The following is a 24,659-nucleotide window of genomic DNA, read 5'->3' as shown; positions in this document are numbered from 1 at the left end:
AGGTGGATTCAACCCAAACAGTACCCAAAATCTAGCTTGAAACTCACGATCTAGATTTTGGCGCTCATAGCGATCGCAACGCTTGCAAGAAATGCCCTTTCGTAAGCCGCCGCGCTTGCTTTGGTGGATGCTCCTGACAAGTCAACTTCAATACCAGTCTTTGCTCTTATTCTAATTATGACTGTATCGGCTTAACCGCAATTTCCACAAGCGACATCTAATACAATTTAGCGATCGAACTTCGAGCGTTAAGCGCTAAAGTACTTAGCTGCCGGATGGTAAACAACGATCGCGGTTGTCGATTGCTCTGGGTAAAGCTGCTCGCTTTCATCCATATGCAGGCCAATTCGCTCTGCACCTAGTAGCTCAAGCTGCTTGAATTGGTCTTGAATATTCGGGCAGGCTGGATAGCCGAAGCTGTAGCGCGATCCTTGATAGCGCTGAGCAAGAATGTCACGAATACTTTCAGGTTCTTGATCCCCAAAGCCAAGTTCGCAACGAATGCGAGCGTGTGTCCATTCCGCCAGGGCTTCCGCAACCTGCACGGCTAGCCCGTGAAAATACAGATAGTCGGTGTACTGATTCGCCTCAAACAGCTTCTTCGCAAACTGAGTTGCAACCTCACCCACCGTAACTGCCTGCATGGGAAACACATCAAATCTAGGGGCGTCGGCTTTGGGCAAGAAGAAGTCGGCAATGCAAAGACGACGTAGCGATTTTTGGCGCGGAAAAGTAAATGTGGCAATCGATCGCTCACTAATCCCCAGCTTTTCATTTGCGATCGCCGGATCATAAATGTGCAGCATATTTCCCTCTGACAAACAGGGAAAATAGCCATAAACCACCTGAGGCTGTAGCAAATTTTCGCGGATGACCCGCTGCTTCCAGTTTTCTAAAATTGGATACACTTTTTCCTGCAAAAAGGCGCCGTAGTCTTCGCGAGATTGCTCTTTTGGCTTGCGGAACTGCCACTGCCCAGCGATCAACGCTTGTAGATCGAGATACGCGAAGACTTCTTCGATCGAAACTTCTTTAGGCTGTAATAATTTCGTTCCCCAAAAGGGCGGATGAGGTCGATCGATTTCCAGCGTCACGGCTTCAGATCGGATTGTGTCTTCTGCTGTTGGAGCGGGTGCTGCGGCAATTCGATTGACTTCGAGATGAGCAATTGGTTCTTTCTGTTCTTGGTGCTGTTCGTCGAGGAAACCTTGGCGATCGTTCCAATTTCCACCCATTTTGGCGGGCATCAGCTTGTCCATGAAATGTAAGTCTGAGAAGGCGTCTTTGCCATAGATGACTCGACCGCTGTAGGCATTTTGGCAATCTTCATAGACAAATTTTGGCGTCAGTGCAGCACCCCCCAAAATTACGGGAACGGTGATTCCTCGTTGATTGAAGACTTCTAGGTTTTCTTTCATAAACGCGGTCGATTTCACCAGCAGGCCACTCATCGCGATGCAGTCTGCTTTGTGCTCGTTATAGGCGTCGATGATGCTGTCTACTGGCTGCTTAATTCCCAAATTGATAACGCGGTAGCCGTTGTTTGTCAGGATGATATCAACGAGATTTTTGCCGATGTCGTGAACGTCGCCTTTGACGGTGGCGATAATTACTGTTCCCTTCGCTTGGCTGGCATCTTCTTTTTCCATGAATGGTTCAAGATAGGCAACTGCTGCCTTCATCGTTTCTGCCGACTGCAAGACGAATGGAAGCTGCATTTGACCTGAACCGAAAAGTTCGCCGACGACTTTCATGCCGTCGAGCAAAAAAGTGTTGATGATGTCGAGGGGTTTGTATTTTTCCAAGGCGATCGACAGCCCGTCCTCTAGGCCAATTCGTTCTCCGTCAATGATGTGCTGCTTCAGCCGTTCCTCAACCGGAAGATCGGCCAGTGAACCGTGCGATCGCGCCTCTTTGGTAGAAACCCCTTCAAACAGCTTGGTTAATTCCGTTAAGGGATCGTAGACGCAGACATCGCCTTCAAACTGCCGCTGATCGTAGATCAGTTGACGGCAAACTTCTTGATGGCGGGGATCGATCTTGGCGATCGGCACAATTTTCGCGGCACTGACGATCGCTCCGTCCATTCCCGCTGCCACTGCTTCATGCAGAAACATCGAGTTCAAGACAATTCGAGCGGCAGGACTGAGGCCAAACGAAATGTTCGAGACACCGAGAATAATGTGAACGCCTGGTAGATTTTCGCGAATGCGGCGAATTGCTTCGATCGTGGCTTTGCCGTTCGATCGATCTTCCTCAATTCCAGTTGATAGCGGCAAAGCCAGCGGATCGTAAAAGATTTCGTGAGCCGGAATGCCGAATTCGATCGCATCTCGATAAGCGCGTTGGGCAATCTGGAATTTTTTGTCAGCCGTTCGCGCCATGCCGTCTTCGTCGATCGTACCGACGACCACGCCCGCGCCATAAGCTTTTGCCAGTGCAAGGACTTTGAAAAAGCGATCGTCTCCGTCTTCGTAATTGGTGGAGTTGAGGAGGCATTTGCCGCCCGCCACTTTTAGCCCTGCCTCCATCTTTTGCCACTCGGTCGAGTCGAGCATCAGAGGCAAGTTGACGTTTGTGACCAGCCGCGAAACGAGTTCGTGCATGTCTTTCTCGCCATCGCGCCCAACGTAATCCACATTCACGTCAAGAATATGTGCGCCTTCTTTGACCTGCGATCGCGCCACCGACACCAATCCATCCCAATCTTCGGCATTCAGCAGTTCGCGCACTTTCTTTGAGCCGCTGGCGTTCAAGCGTTCGCCAATAATCAAAAATGAATTGTCCTGATCGTAAGGCTGAGCAGAATAGATCGAGGCGGCAGACGGCGTGTAGTCCAACGCCGGACGGGGATTGTTCGCTGGAGCAGCGCCGTTCAATTCCCAGTGGGGAATGCGGACGGGGCGAGGCTTGGGAGTGAGGGTAGGGGCGATCGCCGCCAGTTGCTCAATATGTTCCGGCTTTGTGCCGCAGCAGCCCCCAATCACCTGCACGCCCAAATCCTCAACGAAGTGCAGCAGAGCCATTTGCAGTTCGGTCGGGGTCAGCTTGTAGTGCGCGTGACCGCCGACATTTTCAGGAATTCCAGCATTGGGAATGCAGGAGATGACGAAGGGCGAATGCTGAGCAAGATATTTGATGTGATCGGCCATGCGATCGGGACCCGTCGCGCAGTTGAGGCCGAGGATGTCGATCGAGTATGGCTCTAGAATGCTCAGCATCGCTGCTACGTCCGAGCCAACCAGCATCGTGCCTTGAATTTCCATCGTCACCGACACCATCAGCGGACGGCGATCGCCCTTCTCGGCAAATACTTCCTCAATTCCGTTCAGTGCTGCCTTAATTTGCAAAACATCCTGGCAGGTTTCGACGATGAACAAATCCACGCCGCCGTCATACAGCCCCCGTGCCTGTTCAGCAAACGAAGCTTTCATTGTGTCGTAGTCGATATGTCCCAAAGTCGGCAGCTTGGTGGTGGGGCCGATCGATCCCGCCACAAATCGCGGTTTCTCTGGCGTTGAGAATTCTGCTGCACACTGTTTTGCTAGTTCTGCCGCTGCTTTGTTGAGGTCGTAAGCGCGATCGGCCAGGTCATACTCGGCCAACACGATCGAGGTTGCGCCAAACGTATCCGTTTCGATCACATCCGCGCCGACAGCGAGGAAATCGCGATGCACTTTGGCAACGGCTTCGGGTTTGGTAAAGATGAGATATTCGTTGCAGCCTTCATATTCGGCTCCTCCAAAATCTTCAGCCGTCAAGTTTTGGAGCTGAAGCGATGTGCCCATTGCGCCATCGAACACGATAACCGGACGGGTTTCACTGTGGAGGCGATCGAGGAAGGAGCCAGTCATAAGCGCATCAAATAGAAAAGAAAGCAAACTGTCTCTAGATTACCAAGTTCCTTGATTTGAGGCAGTTAGCAAATGGCGCGATCGAACTTCTACAGGTTTATTTTCATACACACATGAGAATAGCCCAGCGAATTCGTTACCTCCGCTGGGCTAAGCGTAAGAAGAGTTCGGCGCTAAGCGGCTGACTTAAAGCTGATCAAGCTGATTCTTGAGCGCTTCGAGTTCCGCATCGACCTGATCTTGCGGCTGGGTCGTTGCTTTGTTGGGCTGTGTGTCGCCTGTGCTGGTCTGCGAAGAGGGTAGCTGCGCTTGGTTCGCAGGTGCGCCCGCTAGCTGCGCCTTCATCGCTTCGAGTTCCGCATCAACATCGGTTCCCGATTCGAGCTGAGCAAATTGGCTTTCGAGGTCTGCGCCTGCCAGTTCAGCGGCAGCTTGCGATCGCGCTTCCATTTGCAGCACTTTTTCTTCCATCCGCTCAAAAGCGGCCATTGAACTGCTCGTGCCCAAGCGTCCCATTGTGCCCTGAAGCTGCTCGTTCGCTTTGGCGGCACTTGCCCGCGCTCTGAGCATGTCTTTCTTGGTTTTGGCCTCGGAAATCTTGCCTTCCAGCGCGATCAGATTGCGCTTGAGCGTATCAACAGTTCCAGTTTGCTGATCGAGCTGCGCTTTGAGTGCATTGGCAGTGTCAAGCTGAACTTTCTTGCGGTTGAGTGCTTCACGTGCCAAGTTCTCGTCACCTTTTTGCAGGGCAAGCGCGGCTCGCTGCTGCCAGTTGTTCGATTCAGCCTGTGCCTGATTGTATTGCTGCTGCATTCGCTTTTGGCTGGCGATCGCGCTGGCAACGGCCTGACGTAGCTGAATCAGGTCTTCTTGCATGTCGATCAGCGCTTGCTCCAAGATCTTCTCTGGATCTTCAGCCGCGCTCACGGCAGCGTTGAGATTCGACCGGACGACCCGGCTAACACGGTCAAATAATCCCATGACTCTTTCCCTTTGGCTGTGGATGGATTGGCGATTGGCCTGAGGCTTGCTTCTTCTAGCTTAGTCAATTGCAGCGTGGCTGTGCCATCAGTCGTAACACATCTGCGCTTACGGTTTCTACGAAGCAGCGGCGCAAATTTCACATGACTAACCAAGACGCAAAACAAAAATGGGGGCGATCGCCCCCACCTGTATCAATTCAAGGCAGTTGTCTAAATTTGCGGAACGAACTGTTCCTTTTCGGGAACTTCTGCGTACTCAGAGACGATTTGGCGGAATTCGTCACCGTCGATCGTTTCTTTTTCGATCAGTAAATCGACAAGTCGATCGATCACAGCGCGATTGTCTCGGATGATGCGAAGAGAAGTGTCATAGCAGTGTTCGACGATCGATCGCACTTGCGCGTCAATGCGCGAAGCAATCTGCTCTGAGTACTCCGATTTCGTCATCCAGTCGCGACCCAGAAAGACTTCGCCCTGCTGACTTTCCAACGACAACGGTCCTAAGTCCGACATGCCAAATCGCGTCACCATTTGCCGCGCCATGCTCGACACCTGCTGCAAGTCGCCACCTGCTCCAGTTGTCACCTCGGCATCACCAAAAATTTCCTGCTCAGCCGCCCGACCACCTAACGCGCCAGAAATGCGAGCGAGAATTTGCGATCGCGAAATCAAGCCTTGCTCTTCATTCGGCGTAAACCAGGTCAAACCCTGCGCTTGTCCACGCGGGATTAGGGTTACTTTCTGAACGGGATCGTGATCCTTCAACAGCGTCCCGATGATCGCATGTCCGATTTCGTGGTAAGCGATTAGACGCTTGCTCTTGCTATCAACGAGAGGCGTACCTTCCATGCCTGCGACGACGCGATCGACCGCATCATCAATTTCCAGCATCGTAATCGCATCTTTGCGACGACGAGCGGTGAGAATTGCGGCTTCGTTCAGCAGGTTCGCCAGGTCAGCACCCGTGAATCCCGGCGTGCGTCGAGCGATCGCCTCCAGCGATACCTCCGGCGCAATCTTTTTGTTGCGGGCATGGACGTTGAGAACTTCCAAGCGACCTTTGATGTCCGGCGCGTCTACGGTGACTTGGCGATCGAAACGACCCGGACGCAACAGGGCAGAGTCGAGCACGTCCGGGCGGTTCGTCGCCGCGATGATGATGATGCCCGTGTTGCCCTCGAAGCCGTCCATCTCGGTCAAGAGCTGGTTCAACGTCTGCTCGCGCTCGTCGTTGCCGCCACCGATGCCTGCGCCACGTTGACGACCCACCGCATCAATTTCATCGATGAAAATGATGCAGGGCGCGTTCTCTTTCGCCTTCTTGAACAAATCGCGGACGCGAGATGCGCCGACACCGACGAACATTTCGACAAATTCGGAACCGCTAATCGAGAAGAACGGAACTCCGGCTTCTCCGGCGATCGCTTTGGCGAGCAGGGTTTTCCCGGTTCCCGGCGGGCCAACCAGCAGCACACCTTTGGGAATCTTGGCGCCGACAGCGGTGAAGCGTTCGGGTTTTTTGAGGAACGTGACGACTTCTTGCAGTTCTTCTTTGGCTTCTTCGATGCCAGCGACATCATCGAACATCACGCCCGTTTTGGCTTCCATTGAAAAGCGGGCGCGAGATTTGCCAAACTGCATCGCCTGACCAGGACCTCCGGGAACATTGCTCGATCGCCGGAACAAAAAGAACAAGCCGCCAATCAGCAGCACAGGGAAAATCAAGTTGCCCAACAGTCCCCACAGTGCGCCATCGTTGCGGATCGGATGCGAGTCGAAGCTGATATTATCGCTTCGCAAGCGAGTAATCAGGTCGGGCGCATTGCCAGGAAGATCGACGCGCAAGCGCTGAATGCGATTGTCAAGTTCGGGGTCGATCGCCTCAACGATCGCCGTCCGTCCGCCTTCGTACAGATCGACACTTGTGACGCGACCTGCATCGAGATATTCCAGAAAGCGTCCGTAGGTCATGCGAGTGCTAGCGGTGTTTCTGCCCATGTCTGCTGGGGCGGAAGAAAACGCGCCCTGCCAAAAGAAAAAACCAATGATCAGAGCGGGCAGAGTCCAGAGAAGAATCACTCTCCAGGAAAGTTTCATAGTTTAATTCGCCTCTTGATACAGAAAATGGCAGCAAAAACCCCGTGCAAACTGAAATGCTTCAAAGCCGAGTTTTTAACAAGAAGTCTACGTCCACCTCGATCGCCCGATTGGTGCGATTGCTGAGAACGCAATAGTCGTTTTGCTGAGGAATCTTAACTAAATTTAACTTAATTTGGGATTTCCGGACAACTGATGAGGTCGTAGACAGCGATCAAATCGCAAAATTGACAGAGCTACTTGCGATCGCCTGCTCAGTTCGGAAAAAGCCGCTAGCATGATCACCATTGCTCTTCACGCTTCGAGCTATGAATCTCCTCACGCAAATTCTTCACCTCGCGGGTTCGGGTGCGGTCGCCTACATCACCGCTCGCAACATCCGCGATACTCAAACTCGTCCGAACATGCTAGCAGGCTTTCAGCTTGCTGAATCCGGCTCTGTGCCCTTGCTTGAAGCTTTGAGCCAGCGAGCTGCCGAAGAAGGCGATGTCTGGTTGAGCGATCGCCTTGCTCGCCACGCCCAAGACGAAAAGCGACACGGCCAAATTTTCGCGCACGCCCTTAAGCAGTTAGATAAGCAGGTGATTGATTTCACCAAGCTGCCCAAGAAAACTAGTCAGGAGCAGCAGCGCAGTCCGTTTTTTGAAACTTATTTTGAGGGCTACACCCGCGAAGACATGAAGCCGGAAAATATTAGCTGGCCGATGTTCTTTGCCAGCACCTACACCCTTGAAGTCGATGCCAGCAAAGACTTTGCACGCATGGCAAATGCTTTGCCCGACACGGACACGGCCAGCGCCAATCTGAAAAAAGGAATGCTGGCGATCGCGAACGATGAGAAGGGGCACGCTGCCTACTTGCTTGAAGCAATGCACCGCTATTTGTCGCCTGTGGAAGTGTCGCAGATTGTAGACGAGTGGCGCACCCGCAAGGTAAATGCGATGGTGTCGATGGTAACTAACCTCGTGCAGAAGAGCGGTCAACTGCCAAACTTGGTGCAAGATGGTGTGCCGCCCGAAATGGCAGAGCCAGAGCTGGCTGCCAACGCATCGTAGGTGGACGATCGCGGGAGACGCGATGTGCAGATCATGCTCCCGCGATCGCTCAAAGACTCAAACGCAAGTGCAGCGTGGTGACAAAGCGGTCTGTAAAGGATCAGCGATCCCCGCGTTCAATACTCATCTTGAAAGGGGTTGCACGCGACAATTTACTGCCGTACAATGGAGCCTCGAATTATGAGTAAGAAACTGCGAGGAGGGTTCTATTCCTGAACCACTAACCCTGACCGTTAGCTTGAGAGGCACTCGCGAAGTCAGGGAGAACTGCCAACTTTTTCGCCTCGCAGGACTGTTGGATGCCTTCTCTGAACCAACCTTCCGCAAGGCGATCGACAAATTCGTGGAAGAAGGGCCACCAAATTTCGTCCTGGATCTTTCCCAAATCGATTTTGTCGATAGCTCTGGATTGGGCGCACTCGTGCAGCTTGCCAAAAAAGCGCAAGGCGCAGGCGGCTCGCTGCAAGTTGTTACCAATCCGCGTGTGACGCAAACTGTGAAAATGGTTCGCCTAGAACAGTTTCTTGCGCTTCAGCCCTCTGTTGAGATTGCGCTAGAGAACCTCAAGAAATCTTAGAGCAGGTTTGCTTCTTCTTGCAGCAGAAAGAACCTGTGGCAGAAAGAGCAAATCTGCTCCGGCATTGCAGCAGTATGATGCAACTAGCTTCGTGATCGCCTTAGCGAAACTGCTACTGTCAATGGGGTTTAGGTTGGAGCAACAACAAGTTACATCTGCGATCGCGAGCGCCTGTTTGACCGTTGACCGGGCGCAACTGCCGCTTGATCCTGCTTCGGTGCAGCAGCTTTCTCCAGCGGCACTGGCCTATCTGGGTGATGCTGTCTTTGAACTTTACATTCGCGCTGCGTACTTGCTGCCGCCACAGCGTCTCCAGCGCTATCATGATAGGGTTGTCGCCCAGGTGCGAGCCGAGACCCAATCGGCTCATCTCAAGCTGCTAGAGCCGCACCTCACCTCAACCGAACTTGATATTGTTCGACGCGGGCGCAACGCTGCTTCTAGTCGATCGAACCGACGTGATGCAGAAACCTACCAGAGAGCTAGCAGCCTCGAAACCCTGGTTGGCTATCTTTATTTGTGCGATCCCCAACGTTTAGCGCAGTTGCTCGCGCATCTGCCTTTTGATTCTTCGGTAGAACCGTAGAGTTTTCTTGTGATTCAGCGGCGCGTGCTTCGATCGAGTGCGCGGCGATTCTTTTTCTGGAGCATGACCTATGGCCGCTAAATTTTCTCGTCCCCGCACTCAATCTTCGCGCCCCGAAGGTGGCGAGCGTAAACAGTACCGCACAGACCGCAAGCGTGACGGCGGCCATCATTCCAAAGAAGGCAGCTACCATCCCACACCAGATGAATACGGCGGCGATCGCCGTCCAGACCGTCCGCACCGCGAAGACCGCAGCGATCGTCCAGAACGCTCTTACCGCGACGAGAGTGCTCCAAAGCGCCGCGACCGCTTTGAAGCACGACCCGATCGATTCCGCCGCGACGAACGCCCGCAATCTGATCGCCCCTATCGGGATCGCAAAAAGTCAGAGGGCTACCGCGATCGAACAAACGATTCCCGGCAAGATGACCGCGATCAATCGAGGCGTCCCTACCGAAATCGCGATGACCATCGATCGGGACAATCGCATCGAGAGGATCGGGGCGCACCCAAGCGGGTTCGTTCCGAGTATTCGTCTGAGCGTTCGCGTCATGAGCAATTCGACGATCGCCGCTCAGCTCGATCCCGCGATCGATCGGACATTGAAATTTCCGCACCGATTCTTAAAAACGGACACACTGAGGTAGACGTTGCCCCAATTCGGAAGGCGATCGTGCTGCCGGATGTGGATCAAGAAACAGCAATTTCTGTTGAGGTTGAAGCGAGTGATGACCAACCTCAAACGGATGAACCTGCTGCAGTTGATTCCACTCCGACTGAGCAGAATGATTCAGATTTGATTTATGGACGCCACACGGTGTTAGCAGCGTTGGAGAGCGATCGCACCTTAAATCGCATTTGGGTGCTGCCGCGCTTACGCTATGATCCCCGCTTTCATGGCTTGCTGCAAGCCGCCAAAGTGAATGGCACGGTCATCGATGAAGTGGAACCGAAACGCCTTACTCAAATCACCGACGGAGCGAACCACCAGGGCATTGCTGCCCAAGTTGCCGCCTATGCGTATGTCGAGCTTGAGGATTTGATCGAGCAGGCGAAAGCTGCCAGTGAAAATCCGGTGCTGGTGATTGTGGACAGCATGACTGATCCTCATAATTTGGGCGCGATCGCTCGCACGGCTGAAGCACTGGGCGCTCAGGGCATGGTGATCCCGCAGCGTCGCGCAGTGGGGATCACGTCAACAGTGGTCAAAGTGGCGGCAGGTGCGCTGGAGAATTTGCCGATCGCTCGTGTTGTCAACCTCAGCCGCGCGCTTGAAGCGCTAAAAGCGGCTGGATTTTGGATCTACGGAACGGCGACAGATGGCAGTCAACCCCTGCACACCACGCAGTTCACAGGCGCAACGGCAATTGTGGTTGGTTCTGAAGGGGATGGCCTCAGCTTGCTGACGCAGAAAAACTGTGACGCGCTCGTGTCGATTCCGCTGCGCGGCAAAACGCCTAGTCTAAATGCATCGGTGGCAGCGGGAATGGTGCTGTATGAAGTTTTCCGCCAAAGACAAGCCCAAGCTCTACCTTTGAGGACTTTGCAAAACAAAGTGCAACAGAGTATAACGAAACTTGAATCTTTTTAACGTCTGGAGACATCCGGGTCATTTACGTCGCAATTGCAGCAGAGCATGAAAGAAATTTGGATCACACTCCTGGAGGCACTCGGTCAAGCTTGGTGGGTTGAGGTTGTCACCGAAGCACCTCGCTGCACCTACTACTTTGGGCCGTTTGCCAGTGCTAGCGAAGCCGAAGCAGCCAAAAGTGGTTACGTTCAAGATTTAGAGCAGGAAAACGCGCAGAATATCCGCGCTGTTGTGAGACGCTGCAAGCCTGCTAGCTTGACGATCGAACACGAAGCCGAGGCAACCCGATCGGGAAAGCCGCCGTCCCTGATGAGTAGCCGCGCCTAGCTCGTCGCTTGGTTCACCGTGAAATCGATCGCTTCTGGATGATTCGCCAGCCAGCGATCGATATCTTGCCGGACGCGATCAGGAATTTCCCAAGGAAACAGGTGCGCTGTGTCAGGATAGCACTGCCAATCACATTTCGGTAAATGGCAGGCCGTTTCCTGACTGGCCGCAGCGGTAATGTGGCGATCGCAAGCGCCAGCCAGCATCAAACATGGACACTCGACTAGAGCAAGATCGGCTAGTCGGTTGTACCGCGTGGCGATCGCTTGCTGCAAAGCCTGATTCGCCGTCGCGGAAGTTTGCAAAAATGCGCTCATGCCCTCGTGCGCCAGTCGCTCGTAGGCGTGAGCGTTGTGCTGCTGTAACAGGTAGCGGTATAGCGATCGCCGCCCAAACGTTTCGATATTCCACTTCCAGCTCGGTCGGATGCGATTGATCAGCGACGCGATCCCCGTGTAGAAATTGTCTTGCCAGTCAATCGGCGGATGATTGCCGACCGGACGCGCCGCCGTTGCAACCAAGATCAAGCCGCTGATGCGATCGGGTAGCTTCAGCGCAAGTTCCATTGCCAGAATGCCGCCCAGTGACCAACCTAAAATCAAAGCGCGATCGATCCCCAGTCGATCGAGCAGCGCTTCGAGGTCGATGAGATGGTCTTGCATCGTGAACGCTGCGTTCGTCTGACTGCGACCGTAGCCGCGTAGGTCAGGCGCAATTGTTTGAAATCGCTTAGACAAATGCTCGGTAAAAACCGACATGCTTGCAGCGGAACCGGGATGACCGTGCAGGCAAAGAATTGGGTAGCCGCTGCCCTGTACCTGAACGGTCAACGGAAATGCGGCGGAAGAAGTCATGTGGCGATCGCCTCAATCATTTTAATAGCTCGATCGTAGCAATCCCTGACTGAGTAATTGTTGAACGATCGCAACCGCCCTTCCGAAATTTAAGCGAGCGGTGATGTAGGAACCAAGACTTCTCGCTTGCTTCGCCCCTGGCACGAGATGGGAATCTTAAGTTTAGTTCGCGTCAACCGAATATCTTGAAAGGAGAAGCGTCATGAACTATTTTTCAACCGTCGTCACTTTACTGCGCGATCGTCAATCATTTTTAGAAGAAGTTCACGACGGGGTGCGACTGAAAAGCAAAATCTCAGCGCTGATGCTGTCAAGCTTTTGTTTCTTCGCCGTTTATGGCGCAATTATTGGAACATTTCATAGCCCACTGCAAGCAATTTCCTCCGCAGTGAAACTGCCTGCTCTTTACCTCATTACGCTGCTGGTTTGCTTACCAACGCTGTATATTTTTAATGCGCTGTTTGGCTCCAAGCAAACGATCGCACAGCATTTTACCTATTTGCTTACCGCCGTAGCGGTCATTTCCATTTTGCTTTGCGGCTTTGCACCTGTGACGCTGTTTTTCTTAATCACGGTAAATGACTACAGCTTTTTTCTGCTGTTAAACGTGGCAATCTTTGCCCTAACTGGAATTTTGGGAGTGTCGTTTCTCTATCAGGTGATGAAGCCGATCGCGGATGGTGAACAGGGTGCAAAAGTTCGTCGCAGCATTCTTCGGTTTTGGCTGATTCTGTATGGGTTTGTGGGTAGTCAGCTTGGCTGGACACTCCGCCCCTTCTTTGGTTCGGCGGGTCAGTTTGAGCTATTTCGGTCTCGTGAAGGCAGCTTCTTTAGTGGAGTCTGGAATGCACTGCTAAACCTTCTAGGCTAGGATTCAACCGATGGATTCTAATTTGGAAGACCTCAAGATTAGCGATCGCGAACTCGAACGCATTAGCGGCTTTGATGTCAGCAACCTGTTTGTCGGTGGCATCTTTGGCGGCTTCTACCGTCCCTCGATTTTTTGCAGCAAATCGCGATCGCTGCAATTTTTCATCACTGAAGTTTTGGTGTTTGCGCTGCTATTTATCTTCACCTTGCCGATTGGATTAGCTGCTACTCGCAATTCGGTTAATTCGTTCGATCAGCTTTCGGTTGTGATTTTGTTTTTTCAAGTGACGCTTGGCAGCGCGATCGTGCTTTTAGCTGCTTGGAATTTGTACATGTGGCGGCGAGTGCAACAAATGAAACCGCTGTTGCGCCTGCTGGACGAAGTTGATCAGTTTAATCAAATACTGGGCGCGATTGACGTGATCGATCGCCTCCATGCAGCCCAAAGTTCGCAGCAGCAGTTCGATCGTCAGCAGGTTTTGTCTGCATTAAACCTCACCAGAGATACGCTAATTGCAGGTTTAACAACCGAGAAAATTCTGCGAGACAGTCGTGGTTTGCTGTCTCGCAGCCATGATTTAGTGGCGAATATTGAACGCAATTTGGCGGCGATCGAATCGCTGTCAGTGAGCGATCGCGCCAATGATTACCAGCAACTCCTGCAAGAAGCCTTAGAAATTGGCGTTAGCGTGCAGCGTGAGGTGCAGCAGTATCGATCGCGCTAACAGAAAATGCTGTAGAGATTAAACTTCCCTACAGCATTTCTCTTTCAACAATAGAAGTTGAGCCTATTCGATTCCTTCGATTCGATCTTCCACTTCTTGATAGAGTTCACGCAGCATTTGAAGATTGCTTTCGCTAGTTTCCCAATAGCCGCGACCGTTTACCTCTAGCAGCGTTCCGACAATTTTTCGGAATGAGTGTGGATTGAGGTTCAGCAAGCGCTGGCGCATTTGCTCGTCTTGGATGAACGTTGTGTTGGTGTCTTCGTAAATCCAGTTATCGACGGCTCCCGCTGTGGCTGACCAGCCCATCGTGTTCACCAATCGCTTTGAGAGTTCCCGCACACCTTCGTAGCCGTGAGAGAGCATTCCTTCGTACCATTTAGGATTGAGCATTTTGGTACGAGCATCAAGGCGAACGGTTTCGGAGAGCGATCGCACCTGAGCATTTGCCGTTGTTGTATCGGCAATGAATGAAGCAGGTTGTTTGCCGTCACCGCGCAGCGTTGCAACAACTTTCGTCGGATCAGAGTCGAAGTAGTGCGACACGTCGGTGAGCGAAATCTCAGACGAATCGAGATTTTGGAACGTCACATCAACCGTCTTCAAAGTTGTTTCAAAGATTTCTCGTGACTGCTCCATTGTGCCCGGATTATCAGAACTGAAGGCAAAGGACTTGCGAGACAAATACATGTCTTGCAGCTCTGATTCGCTTTCCCAAGTGCTGTTTTCGACGGCAAGGTTAATGTTAGAAGAATACGAACCGCTGGCGTTAGAGAAAACGCGAGTTGCTGCTTGGCGCAGGTTGATTCCCATGTCTTCTGCCTGCTTGAGCGCGTGTTTGCGAACAAAGTTCATTTCCAGAGGTTCATCCGCTTCTGCTGCCATTTTGATAGCGCGATCGAGCAACGCCATTTGATTAATGAACAGGTCACGGAACACACCCGAACAGTTGACAACGACATCGATCCGAGGCCGTCCCAATTCCGACAGCGAGATCAGTTCCAGCTTGTTCACCCGTCCGAGCGCATCGGGCACGGGGCGAACGCCGACCAGCAGCATCACCTGCGCTAGGGATTCGCCGTAGGTTTTGATGTTGTCGGTTCCCCAAAGGACGAAAGCGATCGATTCCGGGTACTGTCCACCATTTTCGGCAGCTTGACGGGCAAGGAGGCGATCGACCACAATCTGAGCCGACTGCACAGCGGCAGTAGTCGGGATCGATTGGGGATCAAGCGCGTGAATGTTCTTTCCAGTCGGCAAAACATCAGGGTTGCGAATCGGATCGCCTCCCGGTCCCGGCAGAACATATTCGCCTTCCAAAGCTTTCAAGAGCGCACCGAGTTCGTTATCCGCGACGACTTGCTTCAGGCAAAATTCCAGATACTCAAACAGCGGCTTGAGCAGATCGGTGTCTACCTTGTCGTATCCCGCTTGATGCAAGGCTTCCACCCAAGGCGCTTTTTTGCCCATGTTGAAGAAGTTGAGCTTGGTGACGCGAGCTACGCGCCCATCGGCGTCGGTTTGCTCCTTCACCATTGCGCTGACCGCATCACGAACCGCTTGATTGATGTCGTAAAGCAACTGCACGTCGGCTAAATTGCCGCGATCGCTGCTTTTGTAAATGTCATCAATGTTCCGCCCGATGCTGCTGGCGATGATGCGCGGCAGACTCATGATTTCTTCTTCAGGGCGATCGAGATTGGCAATGTTGACCAGCGTGGCGATCGCTTCTTCGGCGGTCGGTGGCTTGCCGATCACGTGCAGACCGCAGGGCAGCAGGCGCGATTCGATTTCCATCAGGCGAATGTAGACCTTGCCAACGAGGGTGTCGCGATCGTCAGCACTGAGATCATCTGCCGTTTCGGGAAGTTCGATGTCTTTGTCCAGATTGACGATGCGGCACTTGTCGATAATCGCGTTGACGATCGGCACGGCGCGACCGGATTCCTTCAGCGTTTGATAGGAGGCGATTAGCTCGCTCAGTTCCTTCAAACCTTTGTAGAGTCCGGCGTTCTCCGCAGGCGGCGTCAGGTAGCTGATCGTTTCGGCATAAGAGCGGCGCTTGGCGATCGTCGCTTCAGACGGGTTGTTTGCCGCGTAGTAGTACAGGTTCGGGATCATGCCGATTAGCGAATCGGGATAGCAGTCGTTGGACATGCCCATTTGCTTTCCGGGCATGAACTCCAGCGATCCGTGCGTACCGAAGTGCAGAACGGCGTCAGCCTGCCAGATGTGTTCCAGGTAGGTGTAGTAGGCGGCGAAGCCATGATGCGGACTGGCCGATCGCGAAAACAGCAAACGCATCGGGTCGCCCTCGTAACCAAACGTCGGCTGAATCCCGATGAAGACGTTGCCAAACTGCTTGCCATAAATCAGCAAATTCTGACCGTCAGTGTTGAGATGTCCAGGCGCGGCACCCCAAGATTCTTCCAGCTTCTTATGATATGGAGTCAAAGCTTCATATTCGGGAACCGACATTTTGTAAGCAATGTTGAGTTCCGGGCTGTTGTACTGCGCCTGAGCATCGTGAATCACAGTCAGCATCAGCTCTTCAGCCGTATCCGGCACGTCTTGCACGTCGTAGCCGTTGTGCTTCATTGCTTGCAGCACCTCGAAGATCGAGCCGAATACGTCAAGATAGGCTGCGGTTCCCACGTTGCCTTTGTCGGGTGGAAAGCTGAAGACTGTGATCGCCAATTTTTTGTCGAGCTTTGGCTTGCGGCGGAGATTTGCCCACTTCATCGCCCGCTGTGCGATCGCCTCCACGCGATCTTGCAGCGCGATCGCGCGTCCCGTCGTCCCGTCGCGACCGGAAAGGATGATCGGCTCGATCGCGCCATCCAGTTCGGGGATCGCAATTTGAAGCGCGACTTGAATCGGATGCAGACCGAGATCGCTATCTTGCCATTCCTCAGTGGTTTGAAAGACGAGCGGCAGGGCAACCATGTAGGGACGGTTGAGGCGCTTGAGGGCGTCGATCGCCTTGGGATGATCTTGCCGTGCAGGACCGCCAACCAAGGCAAATCCGGTCAGCGAAATTACCACATCAACCAGTGGAGTCGCATTCGATTCCCAGAAGAAAGCATCGACAGGCTTTGAGAAATCAAGTCCGGCTGCAAACACGGGGATCACTTTCGCGCCCATGCTTTCAAGCTCTTGCACCATTGCTACATAGTGGGCATCGTCTCCCGTCACCAGATGCGTCCGCTGCAAGACCAAGCCAATACAGGGCGCAAGCGGATCTTTAAGGTCGCGGGAAATATCAGTGCGACTGCTGAACCAGTTGAGATATTCCTTGACATCCTCAAACATCTGCGGCGCGAGCGGATGCCAAATGCCCATATCTGGATAGGTGACGGGATCGCGGTACTGCGGCTTGTCGCCAGCGCTGGCCTCGTCTACATACTTGTCGATCAGCATCAGCAGCAAGTTTTCTAGGTTCTCGGAGGAACCGCCCAGCCAATACTGAAAGCTGAGCATGAAGTTTCGTGCGTCTTGGGCTTTATCGATCGGCAAATACTTCAGCACCTTCGGCAAAGTTTGCAAAAGCTTCAGCATTCCGTCTTGAAACGACGAACCCGATTTTTCTTTGCGCTTACGCATAAACTGGGCGATCGCGCTTTTCGACTGTCCCAGTTGCGCCATTGAGAACGTGCCGAGCTTGTTTAGACGCATCACCTGCGGCATCGAGGGAAACACAATTGCCGCATCTAGCCTGTCACGATGTGGTTCAACCGCAGCAACTACCTTATCAGCGAGTTCTTCGATGAAAATCAGCGAAGCAATGAAGATATTGGCTTGAGCAACATCTTGAGAAAACGCTTCGTAGTTTTCCGGGCTGCGGAGTTCTTCGAGCAGATAGCCGCTAATTTCGATCGCCAGATTTGGATTTGTTTTGTTAATTGATCGCACAGCTCCAGACAGAGCGCTTTGGTACTGTGGCTCTAGCACGACATAGACCACCTTGACCAGCGATCGCCCGTTCAGGTGTTCGGGGACGATATGCCTGATCGTGGGCTTGACGTGAGTGAACATGCGGCGAGACTCCTAAATTGAACACGACTGGGCGCAGCAGTCGATCGCCTGTGAGGAGCAAAAAAGGGCGATTCGGCTGATGCGTCAGGGCAAAACGCAAAAAGACTACATGAGTTTTTGTATCAGAAAAAGCGGCTCAAATCTGAATTCACGGGCGATCCGACACAATTTGATAAAAAAACCGAGATATTTTTTTACAAAGCTTGACTAATACAAAAGTGACTGCTTTAAGTAGTTTTTTAAAAACTTAACTTGACAAAATTACAAGCATGTGGAGTGATGCATAAGAAGGAATTATCATTCTTCTTAAAAATTCTAATCGATCGCTCAGAATGTCGGCTACAGACTTTCAAAGCAAGAGCTAATCGCTCAAAAGCTTTCAGGATTAGCGGCTCAACTTGCGAGAAAAATACAGCGATCGTCAGCAAATTTTGTATAAATTTTTAGCAGCAACTCTCCATCTCAATTGACTATCTAGTAGGACTCTGCTCTCATTTATTACAGTTCCAATTCAGCTTATGCCATCACAATATTGATTCAGGAGCAACCAAGCGATCGCTTTCACCTCACGATTAAGTTGCTATAAAAAATGTCGGCTGCTGACCGCTCGCCGACACCTAACCCCAATCCTGACACTCAACTAAAATTCGTCGCTGGGGCTATAGCTCATGTCCGCTTCGTTGTCGCGCTTTGAACCGAGCAGTTCTAGGCGATCGACCTTGATAATCGGCTTGGTGCGCTCAACTCCGGTGCTGCGGTCTTGCCAGTGGTCAAACTTGAGCGAACCGCTGATGCCGATCAAGCTGCCTTTGCGTACATAGTTGGCCGCAACTTCAGCTGTTTTGCCCCAGATTTCCAGGTTAAACCAGTCGGGTTCTTCGCTGTTGCGGGTACGACGATTTACAGCCAGCGTCAAACTGCACTTGACCGACCCCGACTCAAAATATTTCACATCTGGGTCACCACCGCAGCGACCCACCAGCGTTACAACGTTTAGGCTCATAGTGCTCCTTGAGGATTGATCAGCGATCGCGAAGCTGAATTTAGTACAATAGTACTCTATTCATTCTACCCAATACAGATGGTATGCAGATAGTCCTGACGATTATTCCGGGTAGACGGAACAATTGACAATGGCAACCATACAGTTATTCCAAATCAGCAACGATAGCATCACAACATTGTTGCCAAATTAAGTGAATTCGCATCGATTCAAGCAGCAAGTCTGCCAAAATGACTAGACTCTCGCTGCAAAACGTAATAGAATTCGCTTCGACTGTGTATCCCGGTTATACAGAGATTGCAAACCAAAGCATCATTTGGGGGCTTAGTAGGCTAGTGGCTCTTCTCAATCGCTTCTCGTTCTCGCGTGACATGGGTATCGATCTCGGTACTGCAAACACGCTCGTTTATGTCTCTGGCAAAGGCATTGTCCTTCAAGAGCCGTCGGTTGTCGCAATGGATCATGAGACAAAGACGCCTCTGGCCGTTGGCGAAGACGCCAAGAAGATGCTGGGACGCACACCAGGCAACGTCGTTGCGCTGCGCCCTTTGCGAGACGGCGTGATTGCTGACTTTGACACTGCCGAGCTGATGCTGAAGCACTTCATCCGCCGAGTGCATGAAGGCCGTGCCCTCGTTTCGCCGCGCATTGTGATTGGAATTCCCAGCGGTGTGACGGGCGTGGAGCGACGTGCCGTTATGGAAGCAGCTTCACAAGCGGGAGCGCGAGATGTTTACCTGATTGATGAACCTGTGGCGGCTGCGATCGGCGCGGGACTGCCTGTTGCCGAACCGACCGGAAACATGATCATTGACATCGGCGGCGGCACAACGGAAGTTGCCGTTTTGAGCTTGCAAGGAACGGTCTTGAGCGAATCCGTGCGTGTGGCAGGCGACGAGCTAAGCGAAGCGATCACGCAGTACATGAAAAAAGTGCACAACCTCGTGATTGGGGAGCGCACCGCAGAAGAAATCAAAATTGTCATCGGTTCAGCCTATCCGACAGGTGAAGACGACGCCATGATGGATGTGCGCGGATTGCACTTGCTCTCTGGCTTGCCAAGAACCGTCACGGTCAAGGGACCAGAAATTCGGGAAGCAATGTCTGAACCGCTCTCTGTGATCATTGAAGCGGTCAAGCGCACTCTGGAACGAACTCCTCCAGAACTTGCAGCGGACATTATCGATCGCGGCATTATGCTGGCAGGCGGTGGCGCACTGCTCAAAGGTTTGGATACGCTAATCAGCCACGAAACTGGAATTGTCGTTCACGTCGCGGCTGATCCTCTAAGCTGTGTCGTCTTGGGCACTGGCCGCGTGTTGGAAAACTTTAAGCAGCTTGAGCGCGTCTTTAGCGGTCGATCGCGCAACATGTAGAAATTGATCGCGTAATTGCGGTTGCCGGATGGTCTGCCCCGGTCAACCGCAATTGCTTGCTGAGCACAAATTTACCTTGTTACGGATTTCTGGAACTGAATGTACACGCTGCGTCGCTGGTGGGAACGAAACGGACTGCGCGTTGGGCTGACAAGCCTAGCGATCGCATCTGCTTGGCTGGTGCGGCAAACGCAAGGCGCAATGGTGGCTGAAATCTACCAGGTCATTTCGCGTCCGTTTCAGACTGGCCCCACCGCTGCCCAGCAGATCGAGAATGCACAAACGCAAGAACTTCAGCAGCGGCTTGTCGAGCTGGAAAGCCAAAATCAGCGCTTGCAGCAGTTGCTCAACTACACCAGCACGCAGCCTGGAGAAGCAATTGCTGCACCGATTATTGGTCGCAGTGCCGATCACTGGTGGCAGCAAATCACATTGGGGCGCGGCAGTCGAGACGGCATCGAAGAAGGAGCGATCGTATCTGGAACAGGTGGGTTGATTGGTCGCGTTGTGCGAGTCACACCGAATACCAGTCGCGTGTTGCTGATTAGCGATCCGAGTAGTCAGGTCGGTGTGACGATTAGTCGATCGCGATCGATGGGCTATCTGCGTGGTCAAGCTGGCAACCGCGCCATCATGGAATTTTTTGACAAAGTGCCCGATGTGCGTCCGGGCGATGTTGTTTCCACTTCGTCGTTTAGCCGCTTGTTTCCTGCCGGATTGCCCGTTGGTCGGGTGGAATCGATCGACATGAACAAAACTCCGGCTCCCGAAGCGGTAATTCAGTTTTCGGCTCCGGTCAACGTTCTGGAATGGGTGATCGTCACGCCCAACGTCAAAGCGGACGCCGCCGCAGAAAGCGGAGACGAGACAACACCGTGAACAGTACGCTCAAACAGTGGAATCACATCCAACGTCAGCTTGTGAACGCTGCTGTTACCGCTGGTTCAGTTTTGCTGTGCCTGCTGATTTTGCCGATACGTCTGCCAGGATTGGAACTGTTAGGCGTTGCTCCCAACTGGCTGCTGATTTGGGTCGTCTCTTGGAGCGTCAAGCGAACCGCGCTGCAAGGTGCGATCGCAGGCTTGACGCTTGGGATGATTCAGGACGGCATGACCGCTCCGCAACCAACACACGCGCTGAGCTTGGCGATCGTTGGCTTGCTGACGGCACGCATTCAAAAGCAGCGCTACATTCAAGAAGATTTTGTCTCTGTTGCGCTGATTGTCTTCGGCATGGCAGTTGTTGCCGAAACGATTACGGCACTTCAATTCAGCCTGCCGGGATTCGGCTTCTTTCGCAACGGCACGTTTCGCACACTCTCAGAAATTTGGCTTTACCATCAGCGGATCGCCCTCAGCTCTGCAATCTTAAGCAGCCTTTGGGCACCTGCCGTGTACTATCCGCTAAATCGCTGGTGGGAACGGATGAATGCGATCGAGCAGACCCCGACCTGAGGAAATCAGGCTTTCAAAAAGCTGCAAAAACCGGAGTCAAAGCATTTTCATGACGCGATCGGTTTGCAGTGGCTCAACGCTTCTGATAGCGTCTCAAGACGAATCGGCTTGGTTAGACAATCGTTCATGCCTGCCTGCAAACATTCTGCTTGCTCTTCTGGCAGCGCACGTCCCGTTAGCGCAATAATATAGGGCTGCTGGCACATCAGCGAATCTTGACGAATTTGGCGAGCAGCGCTGATTCCGTCCATTTTCAGCATCTGCACGTCCATCAGCACTGCGCGATAGGCTTGATGGCGCAATGCCTGAAGTGCTTCTCGCCCATCGCTGACGCAATCTGCCGAAAAGCCGAGGCGATCGAGCATTTGAACCATCAGCTTTTGATTGAACACGTCATCTTCAGCCACTAAAACTTTGAGCGGCTGCGGTGAAGTATCAGAGTCCATTGAATACAAAGGGACAGAAGTATAAAAACAGCCTAGCAAGTATGCACTGGGCGATCGCGACTCGTGACTTTACAAGTACAGTTCTTGACGAAGCCTTCACAAACTTGCAGACCGGATTCGGCAGAATTAGAGCCAACCGCAGGAAAGCTGGATCTCAACTTGCTATTGTGAGCAGCGGCCAGAAGGAATTATTTTGTCGCGCCAGCAGCTCGTCAGTGCTGTCTCTACCGCTGCGCCAATGTGGGAAGTTCAACTTCCTGCTCGATCGTTAATCCTGCCAGAAACTGACGGTCTTCGCTGATGTGCGGAAATTTAAGCTGCGAGTCGAACATGCCTTTGGCAAGCTGTCGCTGCCGCACGATCGCAAAGCTGCCCGGAGCCAGCAATCGCAGACGCGGAGGTGGCACTTGACCTTTGCGGACAATTCCGTAGCGGACGTTGACATCGGACATCAGCGCTTCAAATTGGGTCAGCAAGGCGATCGGATCGTCAAGAACTTGACCAGAGGCAAGCTCAATATTGACCAGGTAACAGGCGGGAAATTCCTGCTCAGATAGCGTGATGCAAAAATCTTCAAATCGCAGGTTCATCTGTTGCTGCAAACGCTGCATCACCTGTGTGGCGTGAAACTCCGTTGTTTTCTCGGTCGTGGACGAAAGCAACCCGCCGCGTCGATAGCGAAAGGTAATGAGCGGCGTCTGATTGTAAAACCCTACTACTTCCACCACATCACCAATGTCATAGCGGTAGAAGCCGCTGTAGCTGGTGACGAGAATGCGATAGCGATCGCCCACCTTTACTTCCCAAGGCAGCAGCGTTTTGGGCTGCTCCACTTCCCACTGATCGACTGGAATAAATTCATAAAAGCCGCTTTCGATCGCTAGGATGCAAGCACTCGTGTTGAACTCTGGATACACGCCAAAAGTGGCTTCTGCCGAACCATATACGCCGCCAAAAATCGGCGTATCGCCAAAATAATCACCAAATCGCTGAAAGTAAAAGTCAGATGTGCCACCCTGCGCCGTCAGCAAAAAGCTAAGCTGCGGCCAAGCGAGTTTCGGCGTCAAGCGGCCTTCGCGCTGATAAATTTCGCGCAGTTGCGCTGCCCGCTGAGGATCAGCCTGCCAGCGACGTTCAAGATAGGTGCGAATTTCCGGTTCGATTTGGACTTCAGGCGCGATCGATCCGCGCTCTAGATCGTCAATCAAACTTTCAGCAAACTGTTCAAGATAGCCGCAGGTACGCAACAGCAACATCGGAAAATTGGCAATCATGCCGCGCATTTCAGCATTCTTGAGCGCAAACAGCAGGCAAACATAGTGTCGAGCCTGGGTATCAGCAATTTCCAACGCTTCAAACGGATGGGCGAAATTATGCTCGAATAGCGATCGCCCCATGCGAATGCTGCCAACGCTGACAGGGCCATACTCAATGCCGCTCTCAGTCCGCCCTTCAATCCGTACCGAGTTGGTGATCATGGACTGGCCGTATTGCAAGCCGCGCTGGTGCAAGCCTTCAACGGCAAATCCTAATCCGGCAATATCAGCCCGTCGCAAAGTTCGCTGGTAGCGGCGCGTTACAGGAATATGTTTTTTGCGTCCGGTCGAGCCGCTGGTGAAGCTGATATAGACAACCGGATCAGGATTGAGAACGTTGGGTTCGCCGTTGCTAATGCGAGCGCAATACGGCTCGTAGCGCTCATACGGCCAGATGGGAATTTGTTTGCGAAACTGCTCGATCGATCGAATTTGGCTCAGCTCGAACTGCCGACCCAGTGCTGTGTTTTGATGTGCTCGCAGCAGTTCGAGCAAAAACCGCTCCTGCGCCTGAATAATTCGGCGGGTCTTGCCAATCAATTTTTGCTTGGCGTAGGTCGCGTAAGCGGTCAGCAGGGGCAGTAAAACGCTCATTCGGAAAAAGGGAGACGATCGCAAACACAAAGCAGCAAGTCAGCGTGCAGAAGCGGCTGCTTGAGTTCTGACTATAGAACTACCGAGATTATTAGACCACACTTTCTGGAGACAAAAGCGGCTCAATATTCTCTTTACTGCTGGACGCAGCACTCGATCGAGTGTTCCGAGCGATCTCATTAAGCGATCGCGCTTATGACTGCCATGAAGCAAAATTTGCAGAGTTTGATGCGAATTGAACAATCGCAAAATCACAAATTCGATTGCGCATTTCAAGCTGAGAACATCAGAACGTAGCGTTTGTTCTAGGAAATAGCTTGATGTTCAAGCCTCGATCGCTCTCGTAAATAATCTGACTATCGCAACGTAAATTTGTCGTGTTTACTGTTTACTAAGCAACGGGTTTGATCCAAATACGGCTGCATTCTTAAGTGAGTATAGAATCAGTTGAACTGACTTGAAGAACTTGGCGTAATTTTAGAAGTTAATCAAGAGTGAAAAGCGTGCAATCACTGGTATTTAGCGATCGAGCTTGACTTGTTCTCGATCGTTACCCAGCCGTGAAACAAACAGCGAGTAGGCAAAAGCGTATCCGGCAAACAACGAGATAACTGCAAACATGATTCAAAACTCCTGAGGAAATATTCGGAAGCAAACTTGAAGCGAGATGCTTTTAATTGTAAAAAGCGAAGATCAACGTTACAACTTCCATTTGGGATAATTCCAGCGGCAGGTTCACCGCATAATTTAAATCACAATCTTTTGATATCGATTTCAGCGAAAAGTTACTAAAATTTATTTTTTATAGCTCTACGAAACCACATTAGGACAATGTTTGAAAGCGGCATCGACGCAATCACGGAAGTTCTCAAATTCATCCCAGCGTTGTCGCATCCAATTCTTGAGAACGCTCCAC

At 52.2% G+C, this 24,659-nt stretch carries 18 protein-coding genes and 1 pseudogene; 10 read left to right on the top strand and 9 right to left on the bottom strand.

Features of this window, described 5'->3' with window-relative positions; all coding sequences use genetic code 11:
* Window positions 1-248: 248 nt before the first annotated feature.
* The 3 genes from metH to ftsH2 all read right to left on the bottom strand — a co-directional run bounded on the left by metH (window position 249) and on the right by ftsH2 (window position 6,934).
* On the bottom strand, window positions 249-3,854 hold the full coding sequence (gene metH, locus H6F67_RS24535) for a methionine synthase (RefSeq protein WP_190769285.1): 3,606 nt from the start codon (window positions 3,852-3,854) through the stop codon (window positions 249-251).
* A 186-nt stretch (window positions 3,855-4,040) separates the two neighbouring features.
* Entirely contained in the window at window positions 4,041-4,835 is a 795-nt protein-coding gene (locus H6F67_RS24530; protein ID WP_190769284.1) for a PspA/IM30 family protein, read from the bottom strand.
* 212 nt (window positions 4,836-5,047) lie between these two features.
* Window positions 5,048-6,934 carry an ATP-dependent zinc metalloprotease FtsH2 gene (gene ftsH2, locus H6F67_RS24525; protein WP_190769283.1) on the bottom strand — a complete coding sequence of 629 codons (1,887 nt, stop codon included), beginning with the start codon at window positions 6,932-6,934 and terminating at the stop codon, window positions 5,048-5,050.
* A 308-nt stretch (window positions 6,935-7,242) separates the two neighbouring features.
* Here ftsH2 and H6F67_RS24520 point away from each other — a divergent pair, with 308 nt between their 5' ends.
* From H6F67_RS24520 to H6F67_RS24500, 5 genes are all read left to right on the top strand, one after another.
* A complete protein-coding gene (locus H6F67_RS24520) occupies window positions 7,243-7,989 on the top strand; it encodes a ferritin-like domain-containing protein (RefSeq protein ID WP_190769282.1) in 747 nt (248 codons plus the stop codon).
* Window positions 7,990-8,227: 238 nt separating this feature from the next.
* Window positions 8,228-8,566 carry an STAS domain-containing protein gene (locus tag H6F67_RS24515; RefSeq protein WP_396799010.1) on the top strand — a complete coding sequence of 113 codons (339 nt, stop codon included), beginning with the start codon at window positions 8,228-8,230 and terminating at the stop codon, window positions 8,564-8,566.
* Window positions 8,567-8,741: 175 nt separating this feature from the next.
* On the top strand, window positions 8,742-9,152 hold the full coding sequence (locus H6F67_RS24510; RefSeq protein ID WP_242020784.1) for a Mini-ribonuclease 3: 411 nt from the start codon (window positions 8,742-8,744) through the stop codon (window positions 9,150-9,152).
* 70 nt (window positions 9,153-9,222) lie between these two features.
* On the top strand, window positions 9,223-10,743 hold the full coding sequence (rlmB, locus tag H6F67_RS28410; protein ID WP_190769280.1) for a 23S rRNA (guanosine(2251)-2'-O)-methyltransferase RlmB: 1,521 nt from the start codon (window positions 9,223-9,225) through the stop codon (window positions 10,741-10,743).
* Between the two features lie 45 nt (window positions 10,744-10,788).
* Window positions 10,789-11,070 carry a DUF1816 domain-containing protein gene (locus tag H6F67_RS24500; protein ID WP_190769279.1) on the top strand — a complete coding sequence of 94 codons (282 nt, stop codon included), beginning with the start codon at window positions 10,789-10,791 and terminating at the stop codon, window positions 11,068-11,070.
* On the opposite strand, the gene H6F67_RS24495 is transcribed toward H6F67_RS24500, so the two are convergent.
* Entirely contained in the window at window positions 11,067-11,924 is an 858-nt protein-coding gene (locus H6F67_RS24495) for an alpha/beta fold hydrolase (protein ID WP_190769278.1), read from the bottom strand. The genes H6F67_RS24500 and H6F67_RS24495 overlap by 4 nt on opposite strands.
* Window positions 11,925-12,126: 202 nt before the next feature.
* Here H6F67_RS24495 and H6F67_RS24490 point away from each other — a divergent pair, with 202 nt between their 5' ends.
* A complete protein-coding gene (locus H6F67_RS24490) occupies window positions 12,127-12,795 on the top strand; it encodes a hypothetical protein (RefSeq protein ID WP_190769277.1) in 669 nt (222 codons plus the stop codon).
* A gap of 10 nt (window positions 12,796-12,805) precedes the next feature.
* On the top strand, window positions 12,806-13,519 hold the full coding sequence (locus H6F67_RS24485; protein WP_190769276.1) for a hypothetical protein: 714 nt from the start codon (window positions 12,806-12,808) through the stop codon (window positions 13,517-13,519).
* A gap of 63 nt (window positions 13,520-13,582) precedes the next feature.
* Here the strand turns inward: H6F67_RS24485 and H6F67_RS24480 are convergent, their stop codons facing one another.
* Together H6F67_RS24480 and H6F67_RS24475 are read right to left on the bottom strand one after the other, a co-directional pair.
* Window positions 13,583-17,554: a magnesium chelatase subunit H gene (locus H6F67_RS24480; protein WP_190769275.1), complete on the bottom strand. Its 3,972-nt coding sequence runs from the start codon at window positions 17,552-17,554 to the stop codon at window positions 13,583-13,585.
* 640 nt (window positions 17,555-18,194) lie between these two features.
* Entirely contained in the window at window positions 18,195-18,557 is a 363-nt protein-coding gene (locus H6F67_RS24475) for a single-stranded DNA-binding protein (protein ID WP_190769274.1), read from the bottom strand.
* A 335-nt stretch (window positions 18,558-18,892) separates the two neighbouring features.
* Between H6F67_RS24475 and H6F67_RS24470 the strand changes: the two genes are divergently transcribed.
* The 3 genes from H6F67_RS24470 to mreD all read left to right on the top strand — a co-directional run bounded on the left by H6F67_RS24470 (window position 18,893) and on the right by mreD (window position 21,387).
* The gene (locus H6F67_RS24470; RefSeq protein WP_313927011.1) at window positions 18,893-19,933 is read left to right on the top strand and encodes a rod shape-determining protein; all 1,041 of its coding nucleotides are present in this window, start codon (window positions 18,893-18,895) and stop codon (window positions 19,931-19,933) included.
* 99 nt (window positions 19,934-20,032) lie between these two features.
* Window positions 20,033-20,812, top strand: a complete 780-nt coding sequence (gene mreC / locus H6F67_RS24465; protein ID WP_190769272.1) for a rod shape-determining protein MreC — start codon at window positions 20,033-20,035, stop codon at window positions 20,810-20,812.
* Window positions 20,809-21,387 carry a rod shape-determining protein MreD gene (gene mreD / locus H6F67_RS24460; protein ID WP_313927009.1) on the top strand — a complete coding sequence of 193 codons (579 nt, stop codon included), beginning with the start codon at window positions 20,809-20,811 and terminating at the stop codon, window positions 21,385-21,387. Before mreC ends, mreD begins: the two co-directional genes overlap by 4 nt.
* Before the next feature lie 47 nt (window positions 21,388-21,434).
* On the opposite strand, the gene H6F67_RS24455 is transcribed toward mreD, so the two are convergent.
* The 3 genes and pseudogenes from H6F67_RS24455 to H6F67_RS24445 all read right to left on the bottom strand — a co-directional run.
* Complete coding sequence (locus H6F67_RS24455; protein ID WP_190769270.1) at window positions 21,435-21,833, bottom strand: response regulator; 399 nt, start codon at window positions 21,831-21,833, stop codon at window positions 21,435-21,437.
* A 224-nt stretch (window positions 21,834-22,057) separates the two neighbouring features.
* A complete protein-coding gene (locus tag H6F67_RS24450; RefSeq protein WP_190769269.1) occupies window positions 22,058-23,743 on the bottom strand; it encodes a GH3 auxin-responsive promoter family protein in 1,686 nt (561 codons plus the stop codon).
* Between the two features lie 810 nt (window positions 23,744-24,553).
* Window positions 24,554-24,659, bottom strand: a pseudogene (locus tag H6F67_RS24445) (IS630 family transposase); the annotation flags it as partial.

The organism is Microcoleus sp. FACHB-1515 (assembly GCF_014696105.1).
Lineage (GTDB): Bacteria > Cyanobacteriota > Cyanobacteriia > Elainellales > Elainellaceae > JAAUTJ01.
Note: the sequence above shows the minus strand (reverse complement) of the source record. Positions and strands in the feature narration are given on the sequence as shown.

Bases quoted from the DNA above. Each gene is read 5' to 3' on its own strand.
- metH (WP_190769285.1), bottom strand. From the start codon at position 3,854: ATGACTGGCTCCTTCCTCGATCGCCTCCACAGTGAAACCCGTCCGGTT.
- H6F67_RS24530 (WP_190769284.1), bottom strand. From the start codon at position 4,835: ATGGGATTATTTGACCGTGTTAGCCGGGTCGTCCGGTCGAATCTCAAC.
- ftsH2 (WP_190769283.1), bottom strand. From the start codon at position 6,934: ATGAAACTTTCCTGGAGAGTGATTCTTCTCTGGACTCTGCCCGCTCTG.
- H6F67_RS24520 (WP_190769282.1), top strand. From the start codon at position 7,243: ATGAATCTCCTCACGCAAATTCTTCACCTCGCGGGTTCGGGTGCGGTC.
- rlmB (WP_190769280.1), top strand. From the start codon at position 9,223: ATGGCCGCTAAATTTTCTCGTCCCCGCACTCAATCTTCGCGCCCCGAA.
- H6F67_RS24500 (WP_190769279.1), top strand. From the start codon at position 10,789: ATGAAAGAAATTTGGATCACACTCCTGGAGGCACTCGGTCAAGCTTGG.
- H6F67_RS24495 (WP_190769278.1), bottom strand. From the start codon at position 11,924: ATGACTTCTTCCGCCGCATTTCCGTTGACCGTTCAGGTACAGGGCAGC.
- H6F67_RS24490 (WP_190769277.1), top strand. From the start codon at position 12,127: ATGAACTATTTTTCAACCGTCGTCACTTTACTGCGCGATCGTCAATCA.
- H6F67_RS24485 (WP_190769276.1), top strand. From the start codon at position 12,806: ATGGATTCTAATTTGGAAGACCTCAAGATTAGCGATCGCGAACTCGAA.
- H6F67_RS24480 (WP_190769275.1), bottom strand. From the start codon at position 17,554: ATGTTCACTCACGTCAAGCCCACGATCAGGCATATCGTCCCCGAACAC.
- H6F67_RS24475 (WP_190769274.1), bottom strand. From the start codon at position 18,557: ATGAGCCTAAACGTTGTAACGCTGGTGGGTCGCTGCGGTGGTGACCCA.
- mreC (WP_190769272.1), top strand. From the start codon at position 20,033: ATGTACACGCTGCGTCGCTGGTGGGAACGAAACGGACTGCGCGTTGGG.
- H6F67_RS24455 (WP_190769270.1), bottom strand. From the start codon at position 21,833: ATGGACTCTGATACTTCACCGCAGCCGCTCAAAGTTTTAGTGGCTGAA.
- H6F67_RS24450 (WP_190769269.1), bottom strand. From the start codon at position 23,743: ATGAGCGTTTTACTGCCCCTGCTGACCGCTTACGCGACCTACGCCAAG.